The 22,460-nt window shown below is 69.4% G+C and carries 20 protein-coding genes and 1 tRNA gene; 8 read left to right on the forward strand and 13 right to left on the reverse strand.

Annotated elements, in window-relative coordinates:
- Nucleotides 1-185 precede the first annotated feature (185 nt).
- Together D9V41_RS08890 and D9V41_RS08895 are read left to right on the forward strand one after the other, a co-directional pair.
- On the forward strand, nucleotides 186-767 hold the full coding sequence (locus D9V41_RS08890) for a TMEM165/GDT1 family protein (protein WP_121794195.1): 582 nt from the start codon (nucleotides 186-188) through the stop codon (nucleotides 765-767).
- A 90-nt stretch (nucleotides 768-857) separates the two neighbouring features.
- Nucleotides 858-1,616 (forward strand): YaaA family protein, encoded by a 759-nt coding sequence (locus tag D9V41_RS08895; RefSeq protein ID WP_121794196.1) that lies wholly within the window; start codon nucleotides 858-860, stop codon nucleotides 1,614-1,616.
- Nucleotides 1,617-1,619: 3 nt separating this feature from the next.
- Here D9V41_RS08895 and D9V41_RS08900 read toward each other — a convergent pair whose 3' ends face one another.
- Genes D9V41_RS08900 through D9V41_RS08915 form a run of 4 tightly spaced genes read right to left on the reverse strand, consistent with a single transcriptional unit; the run spans nucleotide 1,620 to nucleotide 5,231 of the window.
- Entirely contained in the window at nucleotides 1,620-2,699 is a 1,080-nt protein-coding gene (locus D9V41_RS08900) for a bifunctional RNase H/acid phosphatase (protein ID WP_121794197.1), read from the reverse strand.
- Nucleotides 2,696-3,439 (reverse strand): zinc ribbon domain-containing protein, encoded by a 744-nt coding sequence (locus D9V41_RS08905; RefSeq protein ID WP_121794198.1) that lies wholly within the window; start codon nucleotides 3,437-3,439, stop codon nucleotides 2,696-2,698. Before D9V41_RS08905 ends, D9V41_RS08900 begins: the two co-directional genes overlap by 4 nt.
- 9 nt (nucleotides 3,440-3,448) lie before the next feature.
- A complete protein-coding gene (locus D9V41_RS08910; RefSeq protein ID WP_121794199.1) occupies nucleotides 3,449-4,573 on the reverse strand; it encodes a Nif3-like dinuclear metal center hexameric protein in 1,125 nt (374 codons plus the stop codon).
- A gap of 34 nt (nucleotides 4,574-4,607) precedes the next feature.
- Entirely contained in the window at nucleotides 4,608-5,231 is a 624-nt protein-coding gene (locus tag D9V41_RS08915) for a TetR/AcrR family transcriptional regulator (RefSeq protein ID WP_208006805.1), read from the reverse strand.
- Nucleotides 5,232-5,321: 90 nt separating this feature from the next.
- On the opposite strand from D9V41_RS08915, the gene D9V41_RS17565 reads away from it, so the two are divergent.
- Together D9V41_RS17565 and D9V41_RS08930 are read left to right on the forward strand one after the other, a co-directional pair.
- Complete coding sequence (locus D9V41_RS17565; RefSeq protein ID WP_166375964.1) at nucleotides 5,322-8,096, forward strand: MMPL family transporter; 2,775 nt, start codon at nucleotides 5,322-5,324, stop codon at nucleotides 8,094-8,096.
- Nucleotides 8,093-10,153 (forward strand): YhgE/Pip domain-containing protein, encoded by a 2,061-nt coding sequence (locus D9V41_RS08930; RefSeq protein ID WP_166375965.1) that lies wholly within the window; start codon nucleotides 8,093-8,095, stop codon nucleotides 10,151-10,153. Before D9V41_RS17565 ends, D9V41_RS08930 begins: the two co-directional genes overlap by 4 nt.
- 15 nt (nucleotides 10,154-10,168) lie before the next feature.
- On the opposite strand, the gene lplB is transcribed toward D9V41_RS08930, so the two are convergent.
- The 4 genes from lplB to D9V41_RS08950 all read right to left on the reverse strand — a co-directional run bounded on the left by lplB (nucleotide 10,169) and on the right by D9V41_RS08950 (nucleotide 13,660).
- A complete protein-coding gene (lplB, locus tag D9V41_RS08935) occupies nucleotides 10,169-11,215 on the reverse strand; it encodes a lipoate-protein ligase small subunit (protein WP_121794203.1) in 1,047 nt (348 codons plus the stop codon).
- Nucleotides 11,216-11,301: 86 nt separating this feature from the next.
- On the reverse strand, nucleotides 11,302-12,048 hold the full coding sequence (locus tag D9V41_RS08940; protein WP_133434149.1) for a SurA N-terminal domain-containing protein: 747 nt from the start codon (nucleotides 12,046-12,048) through the stop codon (nucleotides 11,302-11,304).
- Nucleotides 12,049-12,103: 55 nt separating this feature from the next.
- Nucleotides 12,104-12,805, reverse strand: a complete 702-nt coding sequence (locus D9V41_RS08945) for a hypothetical protein (protein WP_121794205.1) — start codon at nucleotides 12,803-12,805, stop codon at nucleotides 12,104-12,106.
- A gap of 42 nt (nucleotides 12,806-12,847) precedes the next feature.
- Nucleotides 12,848-13,660: a TetR/AcrR family transcriptional regulator gene (locus tag D9V41_RS08950; RefSeq protein WP_121794206.1), complete on the reverse strand. Its 813-nt coding sequence runs from the start codon at nucleotides 13,658-13,660 to the stop codon at nucleotides 12,848-12,850.
- Nucleotides 13,661-13,760: 100 nt separating this feature from the next.
- Between D9V41_RS08950 and D9V41_RS08955 the strand changes: the two genes are divergently transcribed.
- Nucleotides 13,761-14,744: an ATP-binding cassette domain-containing protein gene (locus tag D9V41_RS08955; protein WP_121794207.1), complete on the forward strand. Its 984-nt coding sequence runs from the start codon at nucleotides 13,761-13,763 to the stop codon at nucleotides 14,742-14,744.
- On the forward strand, nucleotides 14,741-15,571 hold the full coding sequence (locus tag D9V41_RS08960) for an ABC transporter permease (protein WP_208006798.1): 831 nt from the start codon (nucleotides 14,741-14,743) through the stop codon (nucleotides 15,569-15,571). Before D9V41_RS08955 ends, D9V41_RS08960 begins: the two co-directional genes overlap by 4 nt.
- A gap of 20 nt (nucleotides 15,572-15,591) precedes the next feature.
- Here the strand turns inward: D9V41_RS08960 and D9V41_RS08965 are convergent, their stop codons facing one another.
- From D9V41_RS08965 to D9V41_RS08980, 4 genes are all read right to left on the reverse strand, one after another.
- A complete protein-coding gene (locus tag D9V41_RS08965) occupies nucleotides 15,592-16,116 on the reverse strand; it encodes a hypothetical protein (RefSeq protein WP_121794208.1) in 525 nt (174 codons plus the stop codon).
- 160 nt (nucleotides 16,117-16,276) lie between these two features.
- Nucleotides 16,277-16,350, reverse strand: a tRNA-Val gene (locus tag D9V41_RS08970).
- Nucleotides 16,351-16,490: 140 nt separating this feature from the next.
- A complete protein-coding gene (locus D9V41_RS08975; RefSeq protein WP_121794209.1) occupies nucleotides 16,491-16,949 on the reverse strand; it encodes a peroxiredoxin in 459 nt (152 codons plus the stop codon).
- Between the two features lie 95 nt (nucleotides 16,950-17,044).
- Nucleotides 17,045-17,431 (reverse strand): DUF3052 domain-containing protein, encoded by a 387-nt coding sequence (locus D9V41_RS08980; RefSeq protein WP_243697215.1) that lies wholly within the window; start codon nucleotides 17,429-17,431, stop codon nucleotides 17,045-17,047.
- Between the two features lie 133 nt (nucleotides 17,432-17,564).
- On the opposite strand from D9V41_RS08980, the gene aceE reads away from it, so the two are divergent.
- Together aceE and D9V41_RS08990 are read left to right on the forward strand one after the other, a co-directional pair.
- The gene (gene aceE / locus D9V41_RS08985) at nucleotides 17,565-20,312 is read left to right on the forward strand and encodes a pyruvate dehydrogenase (acetyl-transferring), homodimeric type (protein ID WP_121794210.1); all 2,748 of its coding nucleotides are present in this window, start codon (nucleotides 17,565-17,567) and stop codon (nucleotides 20,310-20,312) included.
- A gap of 119 nt (nucleotides 20,313-20,431) precedes the next feature.
- Complete coding sequence (locus D9V41_RS08990) at nucleotides 20,432-21,472, forward strand: phosphatase PAP2 family protein (RefSeq protein WP_243697216.1); 1,041 nt, start codon at nucleotides 20,432-20,434, stop codon at nucleotides 21,470-21,472.
- Here the strand turns inward: D9V41_RS08990 and D9V41_RS08995 are convergent.
- Entirely contained in the window at nucleotides 21,457-22,428 is a 972-nt protein-coding gene (locus D9V41_RS08995; RefSeq protein ID WP_121794212.1) for an alpha/beta fold hydrolase, read from the reverse strand. The genes D9V41_RS08990 and D9V41_RS08995 overlap by 16 nt on opposite strands.
- Nucleotides 22,429-22,460 lie beyond the last annotated feature (32 nt).

A 22,460-nucleotide genomic window follows, 5' to 3' on the forward strand; every position in this document is an offset into this window, starting at 1 on the left:
GTGGCGAGCCGAAAGGGAGTAGTCCCCAATCGCTGCGTCGACATACTGAACGACCTCGGTCGATCCGGTGCAGCGGGCCAGTCACCTGGCGGACGAGACTTTCGACCGGACCGTGGTACGACGACGAGCCGGTCGAGGACTCGTCACCGCGGCTCTTCGTCCAGCTCGGACGAGGAGCTTTTTTCATGTGGGACGCCCTGGTGCTGAGCACCGTCGTCATCTTCGTCGCCGAACTGGGCGACAAGAGCCAGCTCATGGCGATGACCTTCGCCTCGCGCTACCGCGCGCGAGACGTCCTCGTGGGCATCACCATCGCCACGGCGATCGTGCACCTCGCCTCGGTGGCGATCGGCTTCTGGATCGGCGAGGCCTTCGCCGACTACCAGGGCTGGATCGCGATCGCTGCCGGCCTCGCGTTCCTGGGCTTCGCCGCCTGGACCTTGCGCGGCGACGAGCTCACCGAGGACGAGGCCGCCAAGGCCAGGGCGAGCACGGGCGCGGCGCTCTTGGCGGTCGGCTTCGCCTTCTTCCTCGCCGAGCTGGGTGACAAGACGATGCTCGCCACCATCACCCTGGCCGTCCGCGAGGATTGGTTTGGCACCTGGATCGGCAGCACCATCGGCATGGTCGCGGCGGACGCTCTGGCGATCGTCGTCGGTGCCGTGCTCGGCCGCCACCTGCCCGAGCGCCTGATCCGCTACGTCGCCGCTGCCGCGTTCGCGGTGTTCGCCGTCCTCCTCCTCGTCGAGGGCGTCCGAGCGGTCTGATCGCTCCTGACGTCATACGTTCTGTGGGTCAGCGGCCACCAAACGTATGACGCTAGAAGGGCCGGGCGGGCGGGTCGGTAGGGTCGACGGGTGCTCATCCTGCTTCCCCCGTCCGAAGGCAAGACCCGGCCCGAGCAGGGGCCCGCGCTCGATCTCGCGACGCTGAGCCTCCCCGAGCTCAACCCCACCCGCGAGCAGCTGCTGCGGACGCTGATCCGGGTCAGCGCCGGAAGTCCGCGCCGGGCGATGGAGGTGCTGGGGCTGGGTCCCACCCAGGCCGACGCGCTCCCCCGTAACGCGAGCCTGCGCGAGGAGCCGACCGCGCGGGCCGATGCGGTCTACACGGGCGTGCTGTTCGACAACCTCGATCCGGGCAGCTTCGACGAGGCTGTCCGCGACCGCGCGGACAGCACGGTGGCGATCGCGTCGGCGCTGTTCGGCCTGGTGCGACCGAGTGATCACATCCCGGCCTACCGGCTCTCCGGCTCGGTCACCCTGCCGCGGCTGGGCACCGTCGCCAGCCGCTGGAAGCCGCACCTACCGGGGGCGATCGAGCGCCTCGCCGACGGCCGGCTCGTGGTGGATCTGCGGTCCGGCACCTACGTCAACCTCGGCGCTCCCCCGCGCGACGTTCCTGGCGCGACGATGCGCGTGCTGCACGAGAAGGACGGCAAGCGGTCGGTCGTCAGCCACTTCAACAAGGCGACCAAGGGGCGCGTGGCGCGTCAACTCCTCGCCGAGGAGGTGAACGCGAGCACCCCCGACGACCTCGCCGATGCGCTCCGCGACCTCGGCTGGACCGTGGAGGTCGAGAAGAACCGGCTCGACCTGATCGTCAGCGAGCTCTGACGCCTACGGGACGGCGTTGAAGGAGCGGAGGCTCGCGTTGCCGTCGGGCCACCACGCCACCGTGGAGATCGACGCCGGCGCGAGCTCCATCCGGTAGATCGCAGTGATCGGTGCGCCGAGCGCGAGCCCCACGAGCATCTTGATCGGGGTGACGTGGGTGACCGCGACGACGGTCTTGCCCGCGTACTGCTCCAGCAACCGGTCACGCGTCGCGGTGACCCGCTCCAGCACGACGTCGAAGGCCTCGCCGCCGGGTGGAGCGACGGCCGTCGAACCGAGCCAAGCCGTGACCTCGTTCGGCCAGCGCTCCTGGATCTCGGCGAAGGTGTAGCCGTCCCACTCACCGAACGACGTCTCGGCCAGGCCCTCGTCCACGGCCACCTCGAGTCCCAGGCGACGGCAGACGTGATCGGCGGTCTCGCGGGTCCGACGCAAGGGCGAGGCCACCACCGCGTCCGCTCCCCCGTGCTCGTCGATCCACGCGGCCGCTCGCGCCGCCTGTTCGTGACCGACCTCGGTGAGCTCGGGGTCGGAGGTCCCCATGCCGCTGAACGCCTTGCGCTCGGTGAACGGCGTCACGCCGTGCCGCACGAGGATCAGCGTGGTCGGCTCTCCGGTCCCGGCGCTCCAGCCCCGTGCGGGTGCCCACACGACATCGGTCGTCGCGTCGGGGAGCTTGCCGTCGAGCGCGGCGTTCACCAGCGCGTCCGCGGCCTTGTTGTCGTCCCGGGGGACCCAGGTCCAGGTGATCGGCAGCAGCTCGCGGACGATGACCTGCGCTTCGAGCGCGAGCGGCTTCATGTCCGGGTGGTTGATCTTCCAGCGCCCGGACATCTGCTCGATGACCAGCTTGGAGTCCATCCGGACCTCGACCTGCGCGTCGGGCGTGTGCTCGCGCGCCAACTCCAGGCCAGCGATCAGAGCGCGGTACTCGGCGACGTTGTTCGTGGCCGTGCCGATCACCTCGCCACGCTGGGCGATCACCGCGCCACTGGTCGCATCGCGCAGCACCGCACCCAAGGCCGCCGGGCCGGGGTTGCCACGCGATCCACCGTCGGCCTCGACGATGACGCGCGGCGTCACAGTCCTGATTCGCCCGTGCGGACGAGGATGCGGCTGCACTCGGGGCAGCGCTGGACGTCGTCGGCCGGTGCCTGCGCGAGTTCGCGCAGATCGGCGCCGTTGAGTTCGAGTCGGCAGCCCTCGCAGCGCCGAGCCCGGAGGGCCGCGGCACCGAGGCCGCCGTGGGACGCCCGCACCTTCTCGTACAACGCGACGAGATCTTCGGGCAGCGAGCGCGCGATGGCACCACGCGCCGCCTCGAGGTCGGCGAGTTCGTTGTCGATCGAGGCGTACGCCTCGTCACGCGTCGCCACGAGCTGATCGCGGGACTGATGCCGCGCCTGCACGTCGTTCGCCACCGCATCGAGAGCGGCCAGCGCCTCCTCGAGCGACTCCATGACCTCCAGCTCGGCGTCCTCGAGCGTCGCGATCCGGCGGTCGAGGGCCACGATCTCGTGCTGAAGGCTCTCGAGATCCTTGGGATTGCTGACGGCTCCGGAGTTCAGCCGGTCCTCGTTGCGCTGGCGGCGCGTCTTGACGAGCTCGACCTCCTGGTCGGCCTTCTTCTGCTCGCGTTCCAGATCGGAAACCCGCGTCGAGGCCTCGATCCGCTTGCCGTCGAGCGCCGCGATCTCGGCATCGAGCGCGGCGATCTGGGCGAGTTCGGGCAGCGAGTTCCGGCGGTGCCTCAACTGCGCGATGGTGGAGTCCTTGGCCTGCAGATCGAGCAGGGTCTGCTGGGCGGACGGTTCGGCTTTCAGGGTGACTCCTCAGCTCAACGTGGTGGTCCACGGATCGGTGACGATGGTGGAGACGTGTGCCTTCACCGTACCGCCAAGACGCGCTGTGACCTCGCGCGCCGCGACGGGCAGCCAGGTCCACTCGGCCGCCCAATGCGGAACATCGACGACGGCGCACGCTCCGGGTCGTTCCCGGTGCTCGCTGACGGGGTGGTGGCGCAGGTCGGAGGTGACGTAGACGTCGGCGCCCATCGCGTCGGCGCGGCCGAGAAGGAAGTCCCCCGAACCGCCGCACAGCGCGACCGTGCGCACCTCACGGTCGAGATCACCGGCGACGCGGGTCGCACCATGATGCTCGGGCAGCACGTCCTTGACGTGCTGCGCGAAGTCGCCCAGGGTCATCGGCGCCTCGAGGACGCCGATCCGTCCGCTTCCGCGCCCACTCGGGCGCGCGGCCGTCTCGATGAGGTCGTACGCCACCTCCTCGTAGGGATGAGCGGCGAGGAGGGCGCAGCGGACCCGTTCGCGTAGCTGCACTGGCGCGACCATCTCGACCTTGACCTCGTCGACGTGCTCGACGTCCCCGATGTCGCCGATCGTCGGATGGGCGCCCTCCAAGGGCCGGAACGAGCCGGTGCCGCGCGACTGGAACTGGGCTCGGTCGTAGTCGCCGAGCCGTCCGGCGCCGGCGTCGTGCATGGCCGCGGCCACCGCGTCGGCGTCGGGCACCGGGACGAAGACGGCCCACTTGTCGAGCCCGCGATCGAGGTCCTCCTCGAGCGGCCGGATATCGCGCAGACCCAGCACCTGCGCCATGGCCTCCGAGACGCCGAGCGGCGGAGCGTCGGCGTTGGTGTGGCACGTGTGCAGGGCGATGCCGTTCGACACCAGCGTGTGGACGACCCGCCCCTTGGGCGTGGTCGCGGCGACCGACGTCGTGCCCTTGAGATAGAGCGGATGATGCGTGACGACGAGGTCGGCGCCGACCCGCACCGCTTCGTCGGCGACGGCTTGGACGGGATCGACGGCGAAGAGGATCGTGTGCACCCCGGCGTCCGGATCGCCGGCGACCGTGCCGACGGCATCCCAGCCGTCGGCCCAACGCGGATCGTAGAGCTCGTCGAGGACGGCGACGACGTCGCGGAGCGTGGTCACGGCGCCACTGTAGTCCCAGGGGCGCGCGTCCGGATCACCCCTCGGCCGGTTCGCTCAACGCCAGGAGCAACGTCGGGATCTGCTCGCGCATGGCACTGAGGTCTGCCGCGTCGGCGTCCGAGCCGAGGAAGGCATCGCGCAAGGTGGCGTCGAAGATGGCGATCAGCAGTCGGGTGGCATCACGCAGGTCGATGGTGAGACGGCGCCCCAACGCCCGGCACCCGGCATCGATGACGTCGCCGAACTCGGCGTGCGTCTGCTCCCAGAGTTCGGCGTAGACGTCGGCGATCCGGTGCTGACGGACGGCGTGCGTGACGAACTCCTGGTGCACGAGGAACCACATGCGGTCGGTGGGCTGACTGGCCACGAAGCGGTCGAGGACGTGGGCGATGCTGCCGATGTCGCCGCCCTCGAGCTTGTCCTCCACCGCCGAACGCAACGCGCTCAGCATGCGGTCCTTCTCGCGCATGAAGAGGTCGAGGATCAGCTCGTCCTTGCTCGCGTAGTTGGAGTAGAACGCGCCACGCGTGTAGCCGGCGCGCTCGCAGATCTGCTCGACCGTCGCACCCTGGATGCCGGTCTCGGCCAGCACCTCGCGTGCAGCATCGAGCAGACGCTCCCGCGTGCTCGCCCGCCGCCGCGTCGCCGACTCCTGCATCACGACCTCCCTCTCGACCGCACCGAGGGTACCGCACGTATGACGCTCGATACATTGACGTATCCGATACAGATTCGTATCGTGACGGCCATGTCGTCCGCCCTCCATGCCCTCGGCCGGTGGTGCCACCGCCACGGCCGACTCGTCGTCGGTGGCTGGCTGGTGGTGCTTCTCGCCGCCCTGCTGCTGGCGCTCGGCGTCGGCAAGGGCACACACGACGACTTCTCACTGCCGGGAACCGAAGGCCAGGAGGCGCTCGACGTGCTGGAGCGCACGTTTCCCGAGCTGTCCGGGATCTCGGCTCAACTCGTGATCCTCGCCCCGGACGGCTCGTCCGTGGACGACCCGAGCGTCCGCGAGGCGATCGAGGCGACGCTGGACAACCTGCGCGCCATGCCCCTCGTCGACGAGGCGCTCTCGCCCTTCGACGACCTCGTGGACGGCACGATCGATGATGACCGCGACGCCGCCATCGTCCAGGTGCAGTTCTCCGGCGGCCCCGGCGACATCACCGAGGCGGTGAAGGACGAGCTGCAAGACACTGCCGAACCGCTGCGCGATGCCGGCGCGCGGGTGGAGTTCGGCGGCGGCGCCTTCATGAACACGGGCCCGACGATCACCTGGATGGAGGCTGCCGGGGTGGTCGTGGCCTTCGTGGTCCTGTGGGTGACCCTCGGCTCGATCCGCGCGGCAGTCATCCCGATCGCCACCGCTCTCATCGGCGTCGGCATCACGATGAGCCTCATCTGGGCGCTCACCGCCGTCGCCTCCCTGGCCTCCCCCACGCCGCTCCTGGCGCTGATGATCGGGCTCGCCGTCGGCATCGACTACGCGCTCTTCATCGTCTCCCGGCAGCGTGAGGAGCAGAGCGCCGGCGTCGCTCCCGACGAGGCCAGCGGGCGTGCCGTCGCGACCGCCGGGTCCGCCGTGGTCTTCGCCGGGATCACGACCCTCATCGCCCTCGCCGGCCTCGCGATCGCCCGCATCCCGTTCCTGACCTGGATGGGCGTGACCGCATCCGCATCCGTCGCGATCGCGGTGGCGGTGGCCGTCACGCTGTTGCCCGCCCTCATGGGGCTCGCCGGCGCGCGGCTGGCGCCCCGGCGCGGAGCCGAGCAGTCGGCGGGCCACCCGATCGCTCGACGCTGGGTCGGCGGCGCGACCGCCGCCCCGTGGGTGACGATCATCCTCGTCGTCGCGGCGCTCGGCGCGCTCGCGCTGCCGGGCCGCGAACTCCAGCTCGCTCTCCCGGGCAACGGCACGGCCGAACACGGGACCACCGAGCGCGCCGCCTACGACCTCATCGAGGACCACTTCGGTCCGGGATTCAACAATCCGATCCTCCTCCAAGCCGACATCGTCCACTCGACCGATCCGGTCGGGCTCATGGACGCGCTCGGGAAGGAGGTTGCCGGCTTCGAGGGCGTCGACACGGTCGCGCTCGCCACTCCCAACCCGACCGCCGACACCGGCGTCGTGCAGTTCTTCCCCACCACGTCGGCGGAGGACCCGGCCACCGCAGCCCTGGTCGAACGGCTCCGCGACGCGGCTCCGCGCCTCGCCGACGAGTACGACGTGCGCACGGCGGTCACCGGGCAGACCGCGATGGAGATCGACGTCTCGGACCAGTTGTCCGCCACGATGCTGCCCTTCGGCGCCTTCGTGGTCGTGCTGACGCTCCTCTTCCTCACCACGGTGTTCCGCTCGGTGGTCGTGCCGATCAAGGCGGCTGCCGGCTACCTGCTGAGCGTCGGCGTCTCGTTCGGCGCGGTCGTCATGGTCTTCCAATGGGGATGGGCCGCCGAGCTCCTGGGGGTGGAACACATTGGTCCGGTCATCAGCTTCCTACCGATCCTGCTCATGGGCGTGCTGTTCGGACTGGCGATGGACTACGAGCTGTTCCTCGTGTCGCGCATGAAGGAGGAGTTCACCCGCGACGGGGACCCCGACCGGGCGATCCGGGCAGGCTTCGTCGCCAGTGGCCGCGTCGTGACCGCGGCGGCTGTCGTCATGCTCGCGGTGTTCGTCGCCTTCGTCCCCGAGAGCGACGCGATGGTCAAACCGATCGCCTTCGCCCTCGCCGTGGGCGTGTTCGTCGACGCCTTCGTCGTCCGCATGGTGCTCGTCCCCGCCGTCATGGCGGTACTGCGCCGCCGGGCCTGGTGGATACCATCCTCGCTCGATCGCCTGCTGCCGGAGCTCGACGTGGAAGGCGACGCCCTGCACGAGCGCGTCGCCCGGGACCGCTGGCCCGAGGAGCCCGTCCACCTTGCGGCCGACGACCTCGCACTGCGCAGCGGGCTGCGCGTCGAACGCCTCCGAGTCCCCGAACCGCTGCTGGTGGTGGAGGGCAGCAGCCAGGACCGGGCCGAAGTACTCGCCCTCCTGACCGGCCGGTCCCCCGGCACGCGGTCGCCCGTACGGGTCGGCGAGTACGTGCTGCCGTTCGACGCGGCGCGCCTGCGGCGCGTGGCGATGCTGGTCGACCCGCCCTGGCGGACGACCGCAGGCACGGTGGCCGGCGAGCTGCGTCGGCTCGGGGCGGCCGATCCGGAAGCAGCGATCGGTGCGGCGAGAGCGGCCTGTGGAGCCTCGGGCTCCCCCCTCGGAGTCGTGGACGCCGATACGTCCCTCGAGCTGATCGACCCGGCGACCCGGGTGGTGCTCACGGTCGCCGCGGCGCCCGCCCGGGTGGTCGCCATCGATCTCGCCGAACTCTCCGACGGTGCCGTCGAGCGGGTGGTCGCCGCTCTGCATTGGCTCACGGGCGACCGCATCGTCGTCCTGGGCGTCGCCCCGGGTCAACCTCCGCTGGACGCACACGTCCTCGACCTCACCGCACGATGGGAGCTGATCTCGGCATGACCGTCTCCTCGATGGCGACGGCGCGCGGACCTCGCCGCCTTCTGCTCGCGCTCGCCCTGGTCGTCCCGGTCGCGGTCATGGGGGTCCACGCCGCAGCCGACGGCGCACGCAGCCCTCGGGCGGCCGATGTGCGGGCAGCCGTGGTCAACGAGGACGAGATCGTGACCCTCACGACTCCCGAAGGTGAGAAGCAACCGGTAGCCGTCGGTCGGCTCCTGACCGCCGAACTGACCGGCGACGACGACGCCGACAACTTCGACTGGGTCATCACGCACCGCCAGGACGCCATGGCGGGCTTGCGGGCAGGCGACTACGGCGCGGTGCTCGTCATTCCGCGTGACGTCTCCGCCGCTGCGGTGTCCCCGGCCGGCGACGATCCCGAAGCCGTCACGACGGCGCGACTCCGGCTCATCACCGACGACGCGACCGATCGGCTCGCCGGCCAGCTGGCGGGCAACGTGACCGAGGCCGCCGTCGCCGCCCTGAACGCACAAGTCGCTCAGACCTTCATCGACAGCATCTTCGTCTCGACGACCACGATCCGTGATGCCCTCGCCGAGGCCGCGGACGGAGCCGAGCGGCTGCACGACGGCACGGTCACCCTCGCCGGCGGTGCGGCGGAACTCGCCGACGGGACTAGTCGCCTCGACGACGGCGCCGCCGAGCTGTCCGCGGGATCGGCACGCTTGGCGGACGGCGCCGGGCAGGTGGCGAGAGGCGCCGGCGAGCTGTCCGGCGGCGTCGCTCGACTCGACGACGGTTTGCAGGAACTCCGGCGCCAGACGGCGACGTTGCCCGACGACGCGGCGCAGCTCGATCAGGGCGCCCGCGAGTTGCGCGACGGCGCTCAGCAGTTGGACAGCGGGGCGCGTGAACTGATCGCCACCGTCGAGCCGTTCCTTCAGATGGCCCAGCAGCTGACCGACACGGTGCGAGCGTGGGCCGCGCAGTGCGCGGACGTGCTCCCGCCCGGAGCGTGCGTCTGGGTTGCCGAGGCCGCCGCGGAGGCGGAGCGCGTCAACGCCGAGGTCCAGACGCTCGGCGCCCAAGGGGCGCTGTTGACCGACGGAACCGGGCGCCTCGCCGCCGGACTCGCGCAGCTCAGTGAGGCGACCGCCCAGCTCGCCTCGCAAGCACCCGCGCTGACCGGCGGCGTCGCGCAGCTCGCCGATGGGTCCGCTCAGGCACGCGCGGGCGCTGTCGCCGTGGCCGACGGCACGTCGCAACTCGCGTCCGGGGCGCAGGAACTGCGCAGCGGCAGCCGCCAGTTGCGCGACGGCACGGCGCAGGCCGCCGACGGTGCAGGTCGACTCGCGGACGGCGGCGCGGATCTCGTCGACGGCAGCGGCGAGCTCGCCGACGGGCTGAACGACGGAGTCGAGCAGATCCCGCTCTACTCACCTGCCGAGCGCGAACGGATCAGCGAGGTCGCCGCCGCTCCGCTGCGGACGTCGGCGGAACGTCACCACGCCGTGCCCGTCGACGCCCTGGCGATTCCCGCCGCTGTAACGCTCGCGCTCCTCACGGCGGCCGCCGCCGCGTGGGCCGTGCGGCCAGCGTTGTCCCGGTCGCGCCTCGTCGCCTCACAGGGGCTGCTCCACCAGCTGTTCGCACCGCTCGTGAAGACCCTCGGCATCGTGGCCGCCCAAGTCGCGGTGCTCCTGGCCGGAGCAGCCCTGTTCACCGACGTCGACTCGATCGCGCGGCCGGTCGAGTTCGCGCTGCTCGCCGTGCTCTCGGTCGTGTCGCTCACCGTGCTCGGGCAAGGCGTAATCGCCGTCTTCGGTCGTCCGGCCGCTGCTGCGGTGGCTGTCGTCGCGGCGCTGGTGACGCTCGGAGCCGCCGCGACGGGGACACACTCACCGCTCATCGGTCTCCTGCACTCGGTGTCGCCGCTCTCCCCCGTGCTGCATGGGCTGGAGGCGGCTCAGGCGGGGGTGTCCACCGCCACACCACTCGTCGCGCTCGCGCTCTGGGCGGCATTGGGGGCCGGCCTCACGATGCTGGCGGCGCAGCGCGCCCGCTCCGACCTGCGCTGGCTGCTGGCCGCGCGCTGAGCGCGGGGGCACCGATCAGGGGACGCGGGCGAGCCAGGCGGGGTCGTCGTACTTCTCGCGGGCGAGCTGCTCGGCTTCCTTGAGCGTGGCGTCGTCGAGATCGACCCGCCGCAGCCCGTAGCTGTTCTCGAAGGACTGCAGCATCGCGCCCACGACGTCCCGGCGCGAGAGGCCCGTCTGCGAGCGGATCGGGTCGACGCGTTTCGCCGCGCTGACGTGCCCCTTGTCGGAGAGCTTCTCCCGTCCGATGCGCAAGATGTCGAGCATCTTCGCCGCGTCCATGTCGTACGACATCGTCACGTGGTGAAGCACCGCTCCGTTGGCCATCCGCTTCTGCGCCGCGCCACCGATCTTGCCGGCCGGGGACACGATGTCGTTGATCGGCACGTAGGAGGCTTCCACGCCCAGCTCGCGCAGCGCCCGCACCACCCAAGCGTCGAGGAAGGCGTACGACTCGACGAAGCTCATCGCCTCGACGAGCGTCGCCGGTACGTAGAGCGAGTACGTGATGGTGTTTCCGGGCTCGACGAACATCGCACCGCCGCCGGAGATTCGGCGTACGACGGTCGTGTCGTGGCGGGCGGCGGCCTCGAGGTCGACCTCGTTGGACAAGGACTGGAACGAACCGATGATCACCGCATTGGACGCCCACTCCCACACGCGCAGCGTCGGCGGCCGTTCGCCGTCGCCCACCTGGCGCGTGATGACCTCGTCCAGCGCCATCTGCATCGCCGGGTGCTGCTCGCCGGTGTCGACGAGCTCGAAGCTGTGGTCGGCCCAGCTCGTCGAGCGGCCCAACGCGCGCAAGACGGCGATCGCGATCGCTCGAGGGTCGAAGCCGACCATCACCGCGTCGCCGCGGGCACGCTCGACCGCCTGTTCGTACACCGTGGCGGGGGCGTCGGCCCGAAGCCCTTCGAGGGCGTCGGACATCTCGCCCAGCGCCTCCTCGGGTTCGAGGAAGAAGTCGCCCGAGAGGCGCAGATCGGTCAGGAGACCGTCCTGAACCTCGACATCGGCGACGACGAGTTTGCCGTTCGGGACCTTGAACTCACCATGCACGTCGGTATCAACGCCGGGCGGTGCCGTTTGCTTCCAGCTCGCCGCACGGTCGCGGTCCGCGCCGTTCCGGCCCCTCGGGGCCGAGCTCAGAGACGGATCTCGACCTCGGCATCCTCGCGAGCCTCGTCGACGACACGCATCAGGGTCTCCCGCTCACGCTGCGACTGAGCCGCCTCCTCAAGCTGGGGGCGCACCTGCTCGAACGACGGCACCTCCGCGGCACCCCCGTGCGCTTGACCCAGTTGTTCCTGCTGAGCGACCGCCTGGTCGTAGAGCGTACGAAGCTCGGACTCCGCGATGGGCTCATCGCCCACCTCGGCATCGACGAGGGCTTCGATGACGATCCCGTCGGCTACCTGGGCACGCACCTCGTCCTTGGTGAAACCTTGCTGCTCCTGAAGGGCGGCGAGGTACTCGTCCGCCGACGCCATTCCACTGTCGATGGCGAACGCGTGGAGCGACTCCTCGATCTCCTTCTCGGACGCGCTGAAGCCGCGGGCCTCGGCCTCCTGGAGGAGCAAGGCGTTGTCGACCATGAGATCGAGCGTCTGCTTCTTCAGATCATCCTGATCCACCGGCTGTCCCGCAGCGACGGACTGCTGGAACTGCGGCTCGTACACCGCGACGAAGTCGTCACGCCCGATCTCCTCGCCGTTCACCACCGCGATGACGTCGGGGATTCCGGAGAGATCCGCCTCGGTGGTCTCGGCGACTGTCTGATCGTCGGCTTCCTCGTCGACCGTCGTCGTGCCGGGCACCACGGCCATCAGCAGGACCCCCAGCACGAGCGCCGCGGCGACGACGGCCGCCAGCATCCTTGATCGAGTTGACACGTGAACTCCCTCGTCGTCGGTCGAGCGGGACCGACGCTAGCAACGGGAGCCTGAATCACCGTCGCGCTGAGCCGTTGGCTTCCGCCTCCACGGGCTCCGCACCACGCCCGCGCCGCGAGCCGACGTACGCCCGCTCACGGAGTTCGGCGAGGAACCCGACGGGGGCGAGGTTTGGCAGGTTCACGAGGTAAGGATCGAACGACACGTCGCCGACGAGCCGGCGACCGGTGACCTCGACCCGGCCGATGACCTTCCAGGAACCATCCCGCCGCTCCTCGATCGCGAACCCGAGGGTGCCCGTCGCGAGGGCGGCGTTGATCGCCGTCATGGAAGCCGGAGTCGCCGCGCCGATGTCGGGCCGGAGCGCGAGGATGACACGGTCTCCGGAGGCGTGGTACGGCAACAAGGTGCTGTACGACGTGCGGCTCCATCCCCGCGTCGGGCTCAGGACGTTTCTCCTCCATCCCCGACAACCCACGGTCGTCAGCAGAAGATCGATCGGGGCGCGATCCGGGCGAATGCGAAGCGCGATGCCGAGAAAATCCGGCAGGCCGCCGGGCGTGCCGATGCCCTTGGACAGGCGGATCAACGCGTCGGCCGACCCGGGTCCGCCGAGGGCTCGGACGGTCGGCGAGGCGGGGTCATCCCATCGCGCGCTTGCTTCGAAGATGTCGCCGACGGGGTGGAAGCCGCGGGCGGACCGGGCACGCGCGAGCAGATCGAAGGCGGACTCGACGACTTTCATCACGCGGCTCATGCCTCGTCGGTGCCCGTCGCGCTCACTCTCGAAACCCGCACGTCAGCCGCTGGCGTGCTCCTCGATGTACCTGGCGATGCCATCGAGCACGATGCGCAGGCCGAATTCGACCGAGTCCTGAACATCCGCCGACGGCTCCGGGGCGACGTCGGCCAGGGCGTCGAACAGATGCGGGAAGTCCTTGGGATCGGCGAGCTCGCGCAATTGCGACTCGAAGTCGGCGTAGATGTTCGCCGCGGCGATCGCCGCCGGATCGAGGTCGCCATCGGGCACCTCGGCGCCGACGCCGGTCGCCTCGCGTACGCTCTGGATCGCCGCGCGGCCGGATTCGACCTGCACGCGAACCTCACCGAGCACGTACTGAGCGAGCAGACCCAAGATGGCGAGCTTGTCCTCCCCCGGAAGCGCCACGTCACGGAGACACCCCATGCCGGCGTCGATCCACCTCAGCCGGGTCGGGCCGGGGTACATCGCCGCGAGCGGCAGGTCCAGCACCCAGGGACGGGCCACGGTCTGCTCGACCTGCACGCGCGTCCACCGAGAAAGCCCCGCGCGCCACCCCTCGCCGGGCACGAGCGTCGGCGGTTCGCCCGCGAAGCGGTCCCCCATGAGCGTCAGGAGCTCGTCCTTGCTCGCGATGTGGCGATACAGGGCCATCGACGAGTAGCCGAGTTCCTGACCGACGCGGGCCATGGAGACCGCGGCCAACCCCTCAGCGTCGGCGATCTCGACGGCTGTCCGCACGATCCGGTCGACCGACAGCGCCGCCTTCGGACCGCGTCGGCCCTCCGATTCTCGCCCCCACAGCCGCCGGAGCGTGGGCGACAGCCGATCGTCGGATTCCTGGTCCGTCATGCGCCCATTGTCTCGTGCGACCCGCGCTGGACACGGCGGGCGCGCCTAATGCACACTGTTGCTGCCATAAACAGTTTCTTTCATAAACCTCAGGAGTGCCATGCCGCCCGATCCCCTCGTCGTCGCCCGCGGGCTTCGCAAGTCCTACGGGACGGCGCGTCGCCCCGTCACGGTGCTCGACGGCGTCGACCTGACCCTGCATCGCGGCGAAGTCCTCGCTCTGCTCGGCCCCAACGGCGCCGGCAAGACCACCACCGTGCGCATCCTCAGCACCCTGCTGCGACCCGATGCCGGCACCGCCACGGTGGCCGGACACGACCTCCTCACCGCACCCGCTCGCGTCCGCGAGGTCATCAGTCTCACCGGCCAGTACGCCGCCGTGGACGAGAAGCTGTCGGGCCGTGAGAACCTCGCGGTGATGGGTCGGCTCGCGCATCTTCCCCGGCGCACCGCCCGCCGCCGCGTCGACGAGCTCCTCGACGCCTTCGACCTCGGCGACGCGGCGGATCGACGGATCAGCACGTACTCCGGCGGCATGCGCCGCCGCTTGGACCTTGCCGCCGGACTGCTGCGCCGCCCGCAGGTGCTGTTCCTCGACGAACCCACGACGGGACTGGACCCGCGCAGCCGGCAGACGATGTGGGAGGTCATCCGCGACGTCATCGCCGAGGGAACCAGCCTGTTCCTCACCACGCAGTACCTCGAGGAAGCCGACCAACTCGCCCATCGCATCGCGCTGATCGACGGTGGGCGCGTCGTCGCGGAAGGAACGCCCGAGGAGCTCAAGCGGCGCGTCGGGGACGCCGGAGTCGAGCTGACCTTCGCCACGGCGGCGCTGGCCGCGACCAGCGCTGCCGCGCTCGCCGAGCACGGCGCGACTCATGAAGGCGACGTCGTGCGGCTCCCCACGGACGGTTCGCTCGCCCACGTGCGCAGCCTGCTGACGGCGATCGAGAAGGCGGGGGTCACGCCGGAGCACTGGGAGGTGCGAGCACCCACGCTCGACGACGTCTTCTTGACCCTGACCGGACGCGCCGCCCGAGCGCGCGACACCGACCCGAGCGACCAGGAGGCCGCAGCATGAGCGCCATTCACTCGCCCGACACTCACGCTGAGACGGTCGGGCGCCGCATCCGCTATGCGGCTTCTGAGCTGACGACGATGTCGGGACGATCTCTCCGCCTGGTGCGGCGCGACCCGGACGAACTGCTGATCTCGCTGGTGCTGCCGATCACCATCATGCTGCTCTTCGTGTACGTGTTCGGCGGCGCGATCCAGTCCGGCACCGACTACGTCACCTACGCGACACCGGGCGTGATCCTGCTCTGCGCGGGCTACGGCGCCTCCAACACGGCGATCGCCGTGAATCAGGACATGACCACCGGGACGATGGACCGCTTCCGGTCCATGCCGATCGCCAGCGCGGCGGTGCTCGTCGGTCACATCGTGGCCAGTGTGGTGAAGAACCTCGTCACCACCGCCATGGTCCTCGGCGTGGCGGCGCTCATCGGGTTCCGGCCCGACGCGAACGCGCTCGAATGGCTCGGCGCGATCGCCATGATCGCCGGCTACATCCTGGCCATCACCTGCCTGGCGGCCTTCGTCGGAGTCATCGTCCGCGGTCCTGCGGCGGCGGGCGGATTCGGCTTCTTCATGCTGTTCGCACCGTACGTGTCGAGCGCCTTCGTGCCCCCGGAGACCATGCCCTCGTGGCTGCGAGGCTTCGCCGAGCAACAGCCCGTCACGCCCGTCATCGAGACGATTCGCGGACTGCTCGTCGGGCTGGGGTCCGACGCGGCACCGGTGACGGACCTCGGCGGCACCGCAGCGATCGCCGTGGGATGGTGCGCCGTCTTCACCGTCCTCGGGCTCGTCGCCGCATCGTGGGCCTTCGCTCGCCAGCGGCGGTGACGCAAGCGCTCAGACCCGCGTCAGCGGTCGAGCATGTGGTGCTGAACGGTCTCGAGCCACGCGACGACCTGCGCGGCCGGCGCCTGGAGGGTGCCGACCTGCAGGACCCGGGGGCCGCGTCTTCCCACCACGGTGATCTGGACCGCATCCACGACGACCCTCGCTGCCAGGACGTTCTGCCATGGCACCGTCGCGAGTCCGGTGACCTCGATGCCATGAACCGTGACGACGAGATGACGCCGCAGGTAGCCGATCTGTTGAACCAGCACCACGACGGAGAGCGCTGCACAGACGAGGAACGGCGGCGTGACGAAGACGAGGGCGCTCACACCGAAAGCGAGGGGAAATCCCAGCGCGGCACAGAGGCAGAGCGCGGTGCTGAACGCGGCCAACCCGATCGCGATATGCCGCGATCGGCTCGCCGCCCGGATCACGACGCGGCCCGAACGTTGCAACTCGGCGTCCCACTCCCGCAGGGGAGCCCACGACCCGCCGTTTCCGTCGGGCCCACGCGGTGGCACCGCCGACCAGGACTGCTGATTCACGATTCGGCTCCCTCAAGCGCTGCACTGGTGGGCGAAGAGGGGTTCGACTCCCCCAAGCACTCCGCTCCGCTCGTGCAGGGGGCACCCCCACCCAAGGGGGTTCTCACGCAGCACTCACCGTCTGTCAACGGAACGGCTCCGCCGCCCCGTTGACAGACGGTGGGCGAAGAGGGGTTCGAACCCCCGACCTTCCGGGTGTAAACCGGATGCTCTGACCAGCTGAGCTATTCGCCCTCGACGATATGGATCGGCTCGCAACAATAGCGCACGACAGGCGTGCCGCCAGGGTCTCGGGTCCCTGGCGGCACGCTGCCATCAAAGCAGAACAGCGGCGCGCCGGAGGCCGATTCGCGAAATTCGTCTCCCGGGATGACTCAGGCGAGGTCGGCGAGCGCCGCGCGGTAGGCCGCGAGGTCGCGTGCCTCACCCATCTGGTTCTCGACCTTCCACCGCACGATGCCGTCGGCGTCGAGGAGGAACGTTCCGCGCAGCGCGCAGCCGAGTTGATCGTTGAAGACGCCGTAAGCGCGGGCCACCTCGCCGTGCGGCCAGAAGTCGCTCAGCAGCGAGAACTGGTAACCGTCCTGGTCGGCGAAGGCGCGCAACGCGAACATCGGGTCGCATGAGATGGCGAGGAGCTCGACACCGCTGCCGGCGAAGTCCTCGATGTTGTCGCGCAGCTCGCACAGTTCGCCCGTGCAGATGCCGCTGAACGCGAACGGGTAGAAGACGAGGGCGACGGGCCGCCCGCGCAGCGTGGACAGCGAGACGTCCTCGCCGTGCTGGTTCTTGAGGGTGAAGTCCGGTGCGGCGGTGCCGATCTCGATCGTCATGCGCCCGAGCGTAGCGTGCCCGTACCCGACGTCCGGACGTCATACGTCCTGAGGCCTCCAGGCCTCCAGGCCTCGAAACGTATGACGTCAGAAGGTCAGCGGCGGTGGGTGGAGAGCTTGGTGGCCGACCAGTCCTCCCCTGCGGGGAAGGTCGTGGTGACCGACAGGCCGGCGATCGGGGCCGCCTCGCCGATATCAGCACCCGAGACGTAACCGTCGCGCCCTACTTTCGGGGTCAGCAACCACACGAAGCCGCCCTCGGCGACGTCCTGCAGCGCATCCATCAGCCCCTCGGCAAGATCACCATCGCCGTCGCGCCACCAGAGAATCACGCCGTCCACGACCTCGCCGACGTCGCCGTCGACCATCTCGTGGCCGGTATGACCCTCGATCGCCGTGCGCAGTTCGTCGTCGACGTCCTCATCCCAGCCCAGTTCCTGGATGATGGTGTCGGGGACGAATCCCATCTTGCCGGCGTCCACCCGCTCCTCCTTGTCGTTGAATGGGCCCGAACCTACTGAAAAGTAGGTTCCCTCCGGGCACCTGCCGCTCTCACACTAGCGAACTTGAAGTGGAATGATGGAGAAGTCCACCCGACACCCAAGGGAGCTTTCAATGCCGCAATCCGGCCAGGAACGTCCGCCCATCATCCATGAAGGCATGCCGACCCAGCTGCCGGACGTCGATCCCGAGGAGACCCGAGAGTGGGTCGACTCCCTCGACTCGATGGTCGATGGGCGCGGACGCGAGCGTGCCCGCTACGTGATGCTGCGCCTGTTGGAGCGCGCTCGCGAGAAGAACGTCGGTGTGCCGGCGTTGCGCAGCACCGACTACATCAACACCATTCCACCCGAGCGCGAGCCTGACTTCCCCGGCGACGAGGACATCGAGCGGCGCATCCGTTCGTACATCCGCTGGAACGCCGCCGTCATGGTGTCGCGGGCCAACCGACCCGGCCTCGGCGTCGGCGGTCACATCGCCACGTACCAGTCCGCCGCGAGCCTCTACGAAGTCGGTTTCAACCACTTCTTCCGCGGCAAGGACCATCCCGGTGGCGGCGACCAGATCTACTACCAGGGACACGCCGCGCCGGGCATCTACGCACGGTCGTTCCTCGAGGGCCGTTTCAGCGAGGAACAGCTCGATCGCTTCCGCCAGGAGCACTCGCACGGATTCGGCAACGGCCTCTCGTCGTACCCGCACCCGCGCCTCATGCCGGACTACTGGGAATTCCCCACCGTGTCGATGGGCCTCGCGGCGATCAACTCGATCTACCAGGCGCGCTTCAACCGCTACCTGCAGAACCGCGGCATCAAGGACACCAGCCAGCAGCACGTGTGGACCTTCCTCGGCGACGGCGAGATGGGCGAGCCCGAATCGCTCGGTGCCATCGGCCTGGCCGCCCGCGAACAGCTGGACAACCTCACGTTCGTCATCAACTGCAACCTGCAGCAGCTCGACGGACCGGTCCGCGGCAACGGCAAGATCATCCAGGAACTGGAGTCGTTCTTCCTCGGTGCCGGCTGGAACGTCATCAAGGTCGTGTGGGGCCGCCAGTGGGACGACCTCCTCGCCAAGGACACCGACGGCGTCCTCGTCAACCAGATGAACCGCACACCCGACGGCGAGTTCCAGACCCTCTCGGTCGAGTCCGGTGCCTACAACCGCGAGCACTTCTTCGGAGCCGATCCGCGTCTGCTCAAGATGGTCGAAGACCTCTCGGACGAGGACATCGAGAAGCTGCCGCGCGGCGGTCACGACTACCGCAAGGTGTACGCGGCGTTCGACGCGGCCCGCAAGCACACCGGGCAGCCGACCGTGATCCTCGCGCACACCATCAAGGGCTGGCTGCTGGAGGCCTTCCAGGCCCGCAACGCCACGCACCAGATGAAGAAGCTCACGAAGGAGGACCTGAAGGGCTTCCGCGACCGGCTGCGCATCCCGGTCACCGACGAGCAGATCGACGCCAGCGACATCGCGCCGTTCTACCATCCCGGCAAGGACAGCGACGAGATCCAGTACATGCTGGAGCGCCGACGCGAGCTCGGCGGATCGCTGCCCAAGCGCGTGGTCCAGCCGGTCGAGGTCGAACTGCCCAAGGCCGACCTCTACGGCGAGCTCAAGAAGGGGTCGGGCAAGCAGCAGATCGCCACGACGATGGCTTTCGTCCGCCTCCTGCGTGACCTGATGAAGGACAAGAACGTCGGTCCGCGCATCGTGCCGATCGCCCCGGACGAGTACCGCACGTTCGGCATGGACTCGATGTTCCCGTCCAGCAAGATCTACAGCCCCCACGGGCAGACCTACGAGTCGGTCGACCGCAAGCTGCTGCTGGCCTACAAGGAGTCCGAGAAGGGCCAGCTGCTGCACGAGGGCATCAGTGAGGCCGGCGCGATGGCGTCGGCGATCGCCGCCGGAAGCTCGTACGCCACGCAGGGCGAGCCGATGATCCCGGTCTACCTCTTCTACTCGATGTTCGGGTTCCAGCGCACGGGCGACTCGATCTGGGCGATGGCCGACCAGATGTCGCGCGGGTTCCTCGTCGGCGCCACCGCCGGCCGGACAACCCTGACCGGCGAAGGCCTGCAACACGCCGACGGCCACTCACCGCTGCTCGCCCGCACCAACCCCGCGGTCGTGCACTACGACCCGGCGTACGCCTTCGAGATCAGCCACATCGTCGAGGACGGCATGCGCCGCATGTACGGCCCCGACGCGGAAAACGTGATCTACTACCTGACGGTCTACAACGAGCCGATCAACCAGCCGGCCGAGCCGGAGGACCTCGACACCGAGGGGCTGCTCAAGGGCGCCTACCGCTACCGCAAGGCACCGTCCGGTTCGCACCGAGCACGCATCCTGGCATCCGGCGTCGCCGTGCCGTGGGCTCTGAAGGCGCAGGAGATCCTGGCCGACCAGTACGACGTCGCCGCCGACGTCTGGTCCGTCACCTCCTGGAACGAGCTGGCTCGCGAGGCCACCGAGACCGAGCAGTGGAACTACAACCACCTCGGCGAGGATCGTAAGGTCCCGTACGTCACGCAGGCGTTCACCGACGACGATCCGCAGATCCCGTCGCTCGGCGTGAGCGACTACATGCGTGCCGTGCAGGACCAGATCGCCCGGTGGGTGCCCGGTCCGTGGCAGTCCCTGGGTGCTGACGGCTTCGGTTTCGCCGACACGCGTGCGGCCGCCCGCAGGTACTTCCAGATCGATGCCGAGTCGATCGTGGTCGGCGTCCTCGCCGAACTCGCCGCCCTCGGCCGGATCGACGGCAACGTCGCCCGCGAGGCCTTCGAGAAGTTCCAGGTCGACGACCCGACCTCGATGGCCGGGGTGCCGCAGGAGGGCGCCGACGCCTGAGCGTCGAGAAGCCGACGAGGGGGACGCGCACGTGCGCGTCCCCGTCGTCGTTTTCGGTGCGTGTCGGGGCCGCCGAGAGGCCCTCAAGAGCGGTGGGGACGTCCCCCTAGACTGTCTCCATGCAATCGCGACCATGGTGGGATTTCTTGCGTCGATGGCCGTACACCTTCGGTGTCGCCTTGTCGCTCGTGGTCGGCATCTTCACCATCATCATGTCGCAGAACCTCGGCGTCCCGCTGCGCGATCCCGAGGGGTTCCTCGGCCCCGCCTACATCCGCCTCCCGCTCATGGGCCTGGCGTTCTTCGCGGCCGGCGTCATCCCCATGGCGATCAAGCGCCGGGGTGTCCGTCACCTCGTCCCGGGAATCCGCGACGTCGTCCGCGACGACTGGACGTGGGGCCGCGTGGTCCACATCCTCATCGGGTTGCTCACCTTCTATGCCTGCTACGTCAGCTACCGCAATCTCAAGAGCTATCTGCCGGTCCTGCGCGAGGGCGTGCTCTACGACAAGATGCTCTCGGAGTGGGACTACTGGATGCTGTTCGGCCATCAGCCGGGCGAGCTGCTCCATCAGCTGCTGGGCACCGGATTCAACGCGCAGCTCCTGTCGACGATCTACCTGTCGTATCTGATGCTGATCCCCATCACGCTCGCGGCGTTCCTCGTCCTCAACCGCGACGTCTCGCTGGGAGCCTGGTACGCGACGGCGCTCGCTCTCAACTGGATCCTCGGCACGGTGAGCTACTACATCTGGCCGTCGCTCGGTCCGGCGTTCTACCAGCCGCAGTTCTTCTCCGACCTGGAGGAGACCGGAGTGACCGGACTGCAACAGTCGCTGTTCCGCAACGGCTCAGCCTTCAAGGAAGACCCCACCGGGGCCTACATCTACGGCATCGCGGGCTTCGCCTCGCTGCACGTCTCGGTCACCTTCACCGCGGCGCTGTTCTTCCAGCGCACCGACCAGAACCGCTTCATCCAGGCCGCGGGCTGGATCTACTTCGTGCTCACCGTCATCGCCACGATGTACTTCGGCTGGCACTACATCGCCGACGACGTCGCCGGCGTCTTCATCGGCTGGTTCGCGGTCGCGCTCGGCGGGTGGGTCACCGGTAACGGCTTCTGGCGACAACGCCACCACAAGGTTCAGCTGACCGCGTAGTCCCGCAGCTCGGCGGCGACCGGCTCCATCTCGCCCGGGTCGCCACGGCGCAGCAGCGACCGCCACCGCCCACGATGGTACTCGGCGGCCGGCTTGGTGCCGCAGAATTCCACGACGAGCTCGGTGAACCGCTCGGGCTGGTCGCGGTGCGGGAAGTGCCCCGTGTGCTCGAACAGGTGCGTTTCGGAGTTGGCGAAGGCAGGACCATGATGGGCGTGATCGACCGGGATCACCATGTCCTCGGTGCCCCAGATGAGCAGGACCGGCATGAGCCGGGCGAGATAGGCCCGATCGGTCATGGTGACGAACTGCCCGCGCCAGTCCATCACCGTGCTCGTCACCCGGCGGAAGGCGCGGCGTTGCGCCGGGTCGGCCAGCTTGAGATAGGCGTCGGCAACCTCCCCCAGGTCGCGAACGGCGATGTGCGGCAGCCTGGCGAGGCTGCGCAAGGTGCCGGCGACGAGCGGGCGCCAGGGACGCATCGTGGCGACACTCATGACCGTTCCGGCACCGGGCAGCGTCAGCAGGCGGATGAGCGGGGTGACGTCGCGGCCGAGTCCGCCGGTGGCGACCAGCACGACGCGCTCGGTGCGTTCGGGGAACTGGTAGGCGAACTGCATCGCCACTCCCCCGCCGAGGCTGTGCCCGACCACGGTCACCGTGTCGACGTCGAGGATGGTGAGCAGGTCACGCATCCCGTTGGCGTAGCCGCCGAGCGAGTAGTCCGCGTCGGGCTTGTCGGAGGCGCCATGGCCGAGGAGGTCGGGAGCGATGACGGTGAAGTGCTCGGCCAGGCGGTCCAGAACCGGCAGCCACGTGGTCGAGTCGCAGCCGAGGCCGTGCAGGAGCAGCAGCGCCGGACCGGACCCGCGCTTGCGGTAAGCGCGCCGGTGCCCGTGGACGACGACGTACTCCAGATCGTCCTGGCCCGAAACGGACCGACGGCGCGAACTCATTGACCCATCCTAGGGCCTCGCGCGCCGCCGCG

This window comes from Aeromicrobium phragmitis, assembly GCF_003674095.1.
Classification (GTDB): Bacteria; Actinomycetota; Actinomycetes; order Propionibacteriales; family Nocardioidaceae; genus Aeromicrobium; species Aeromicrobium phragmitis.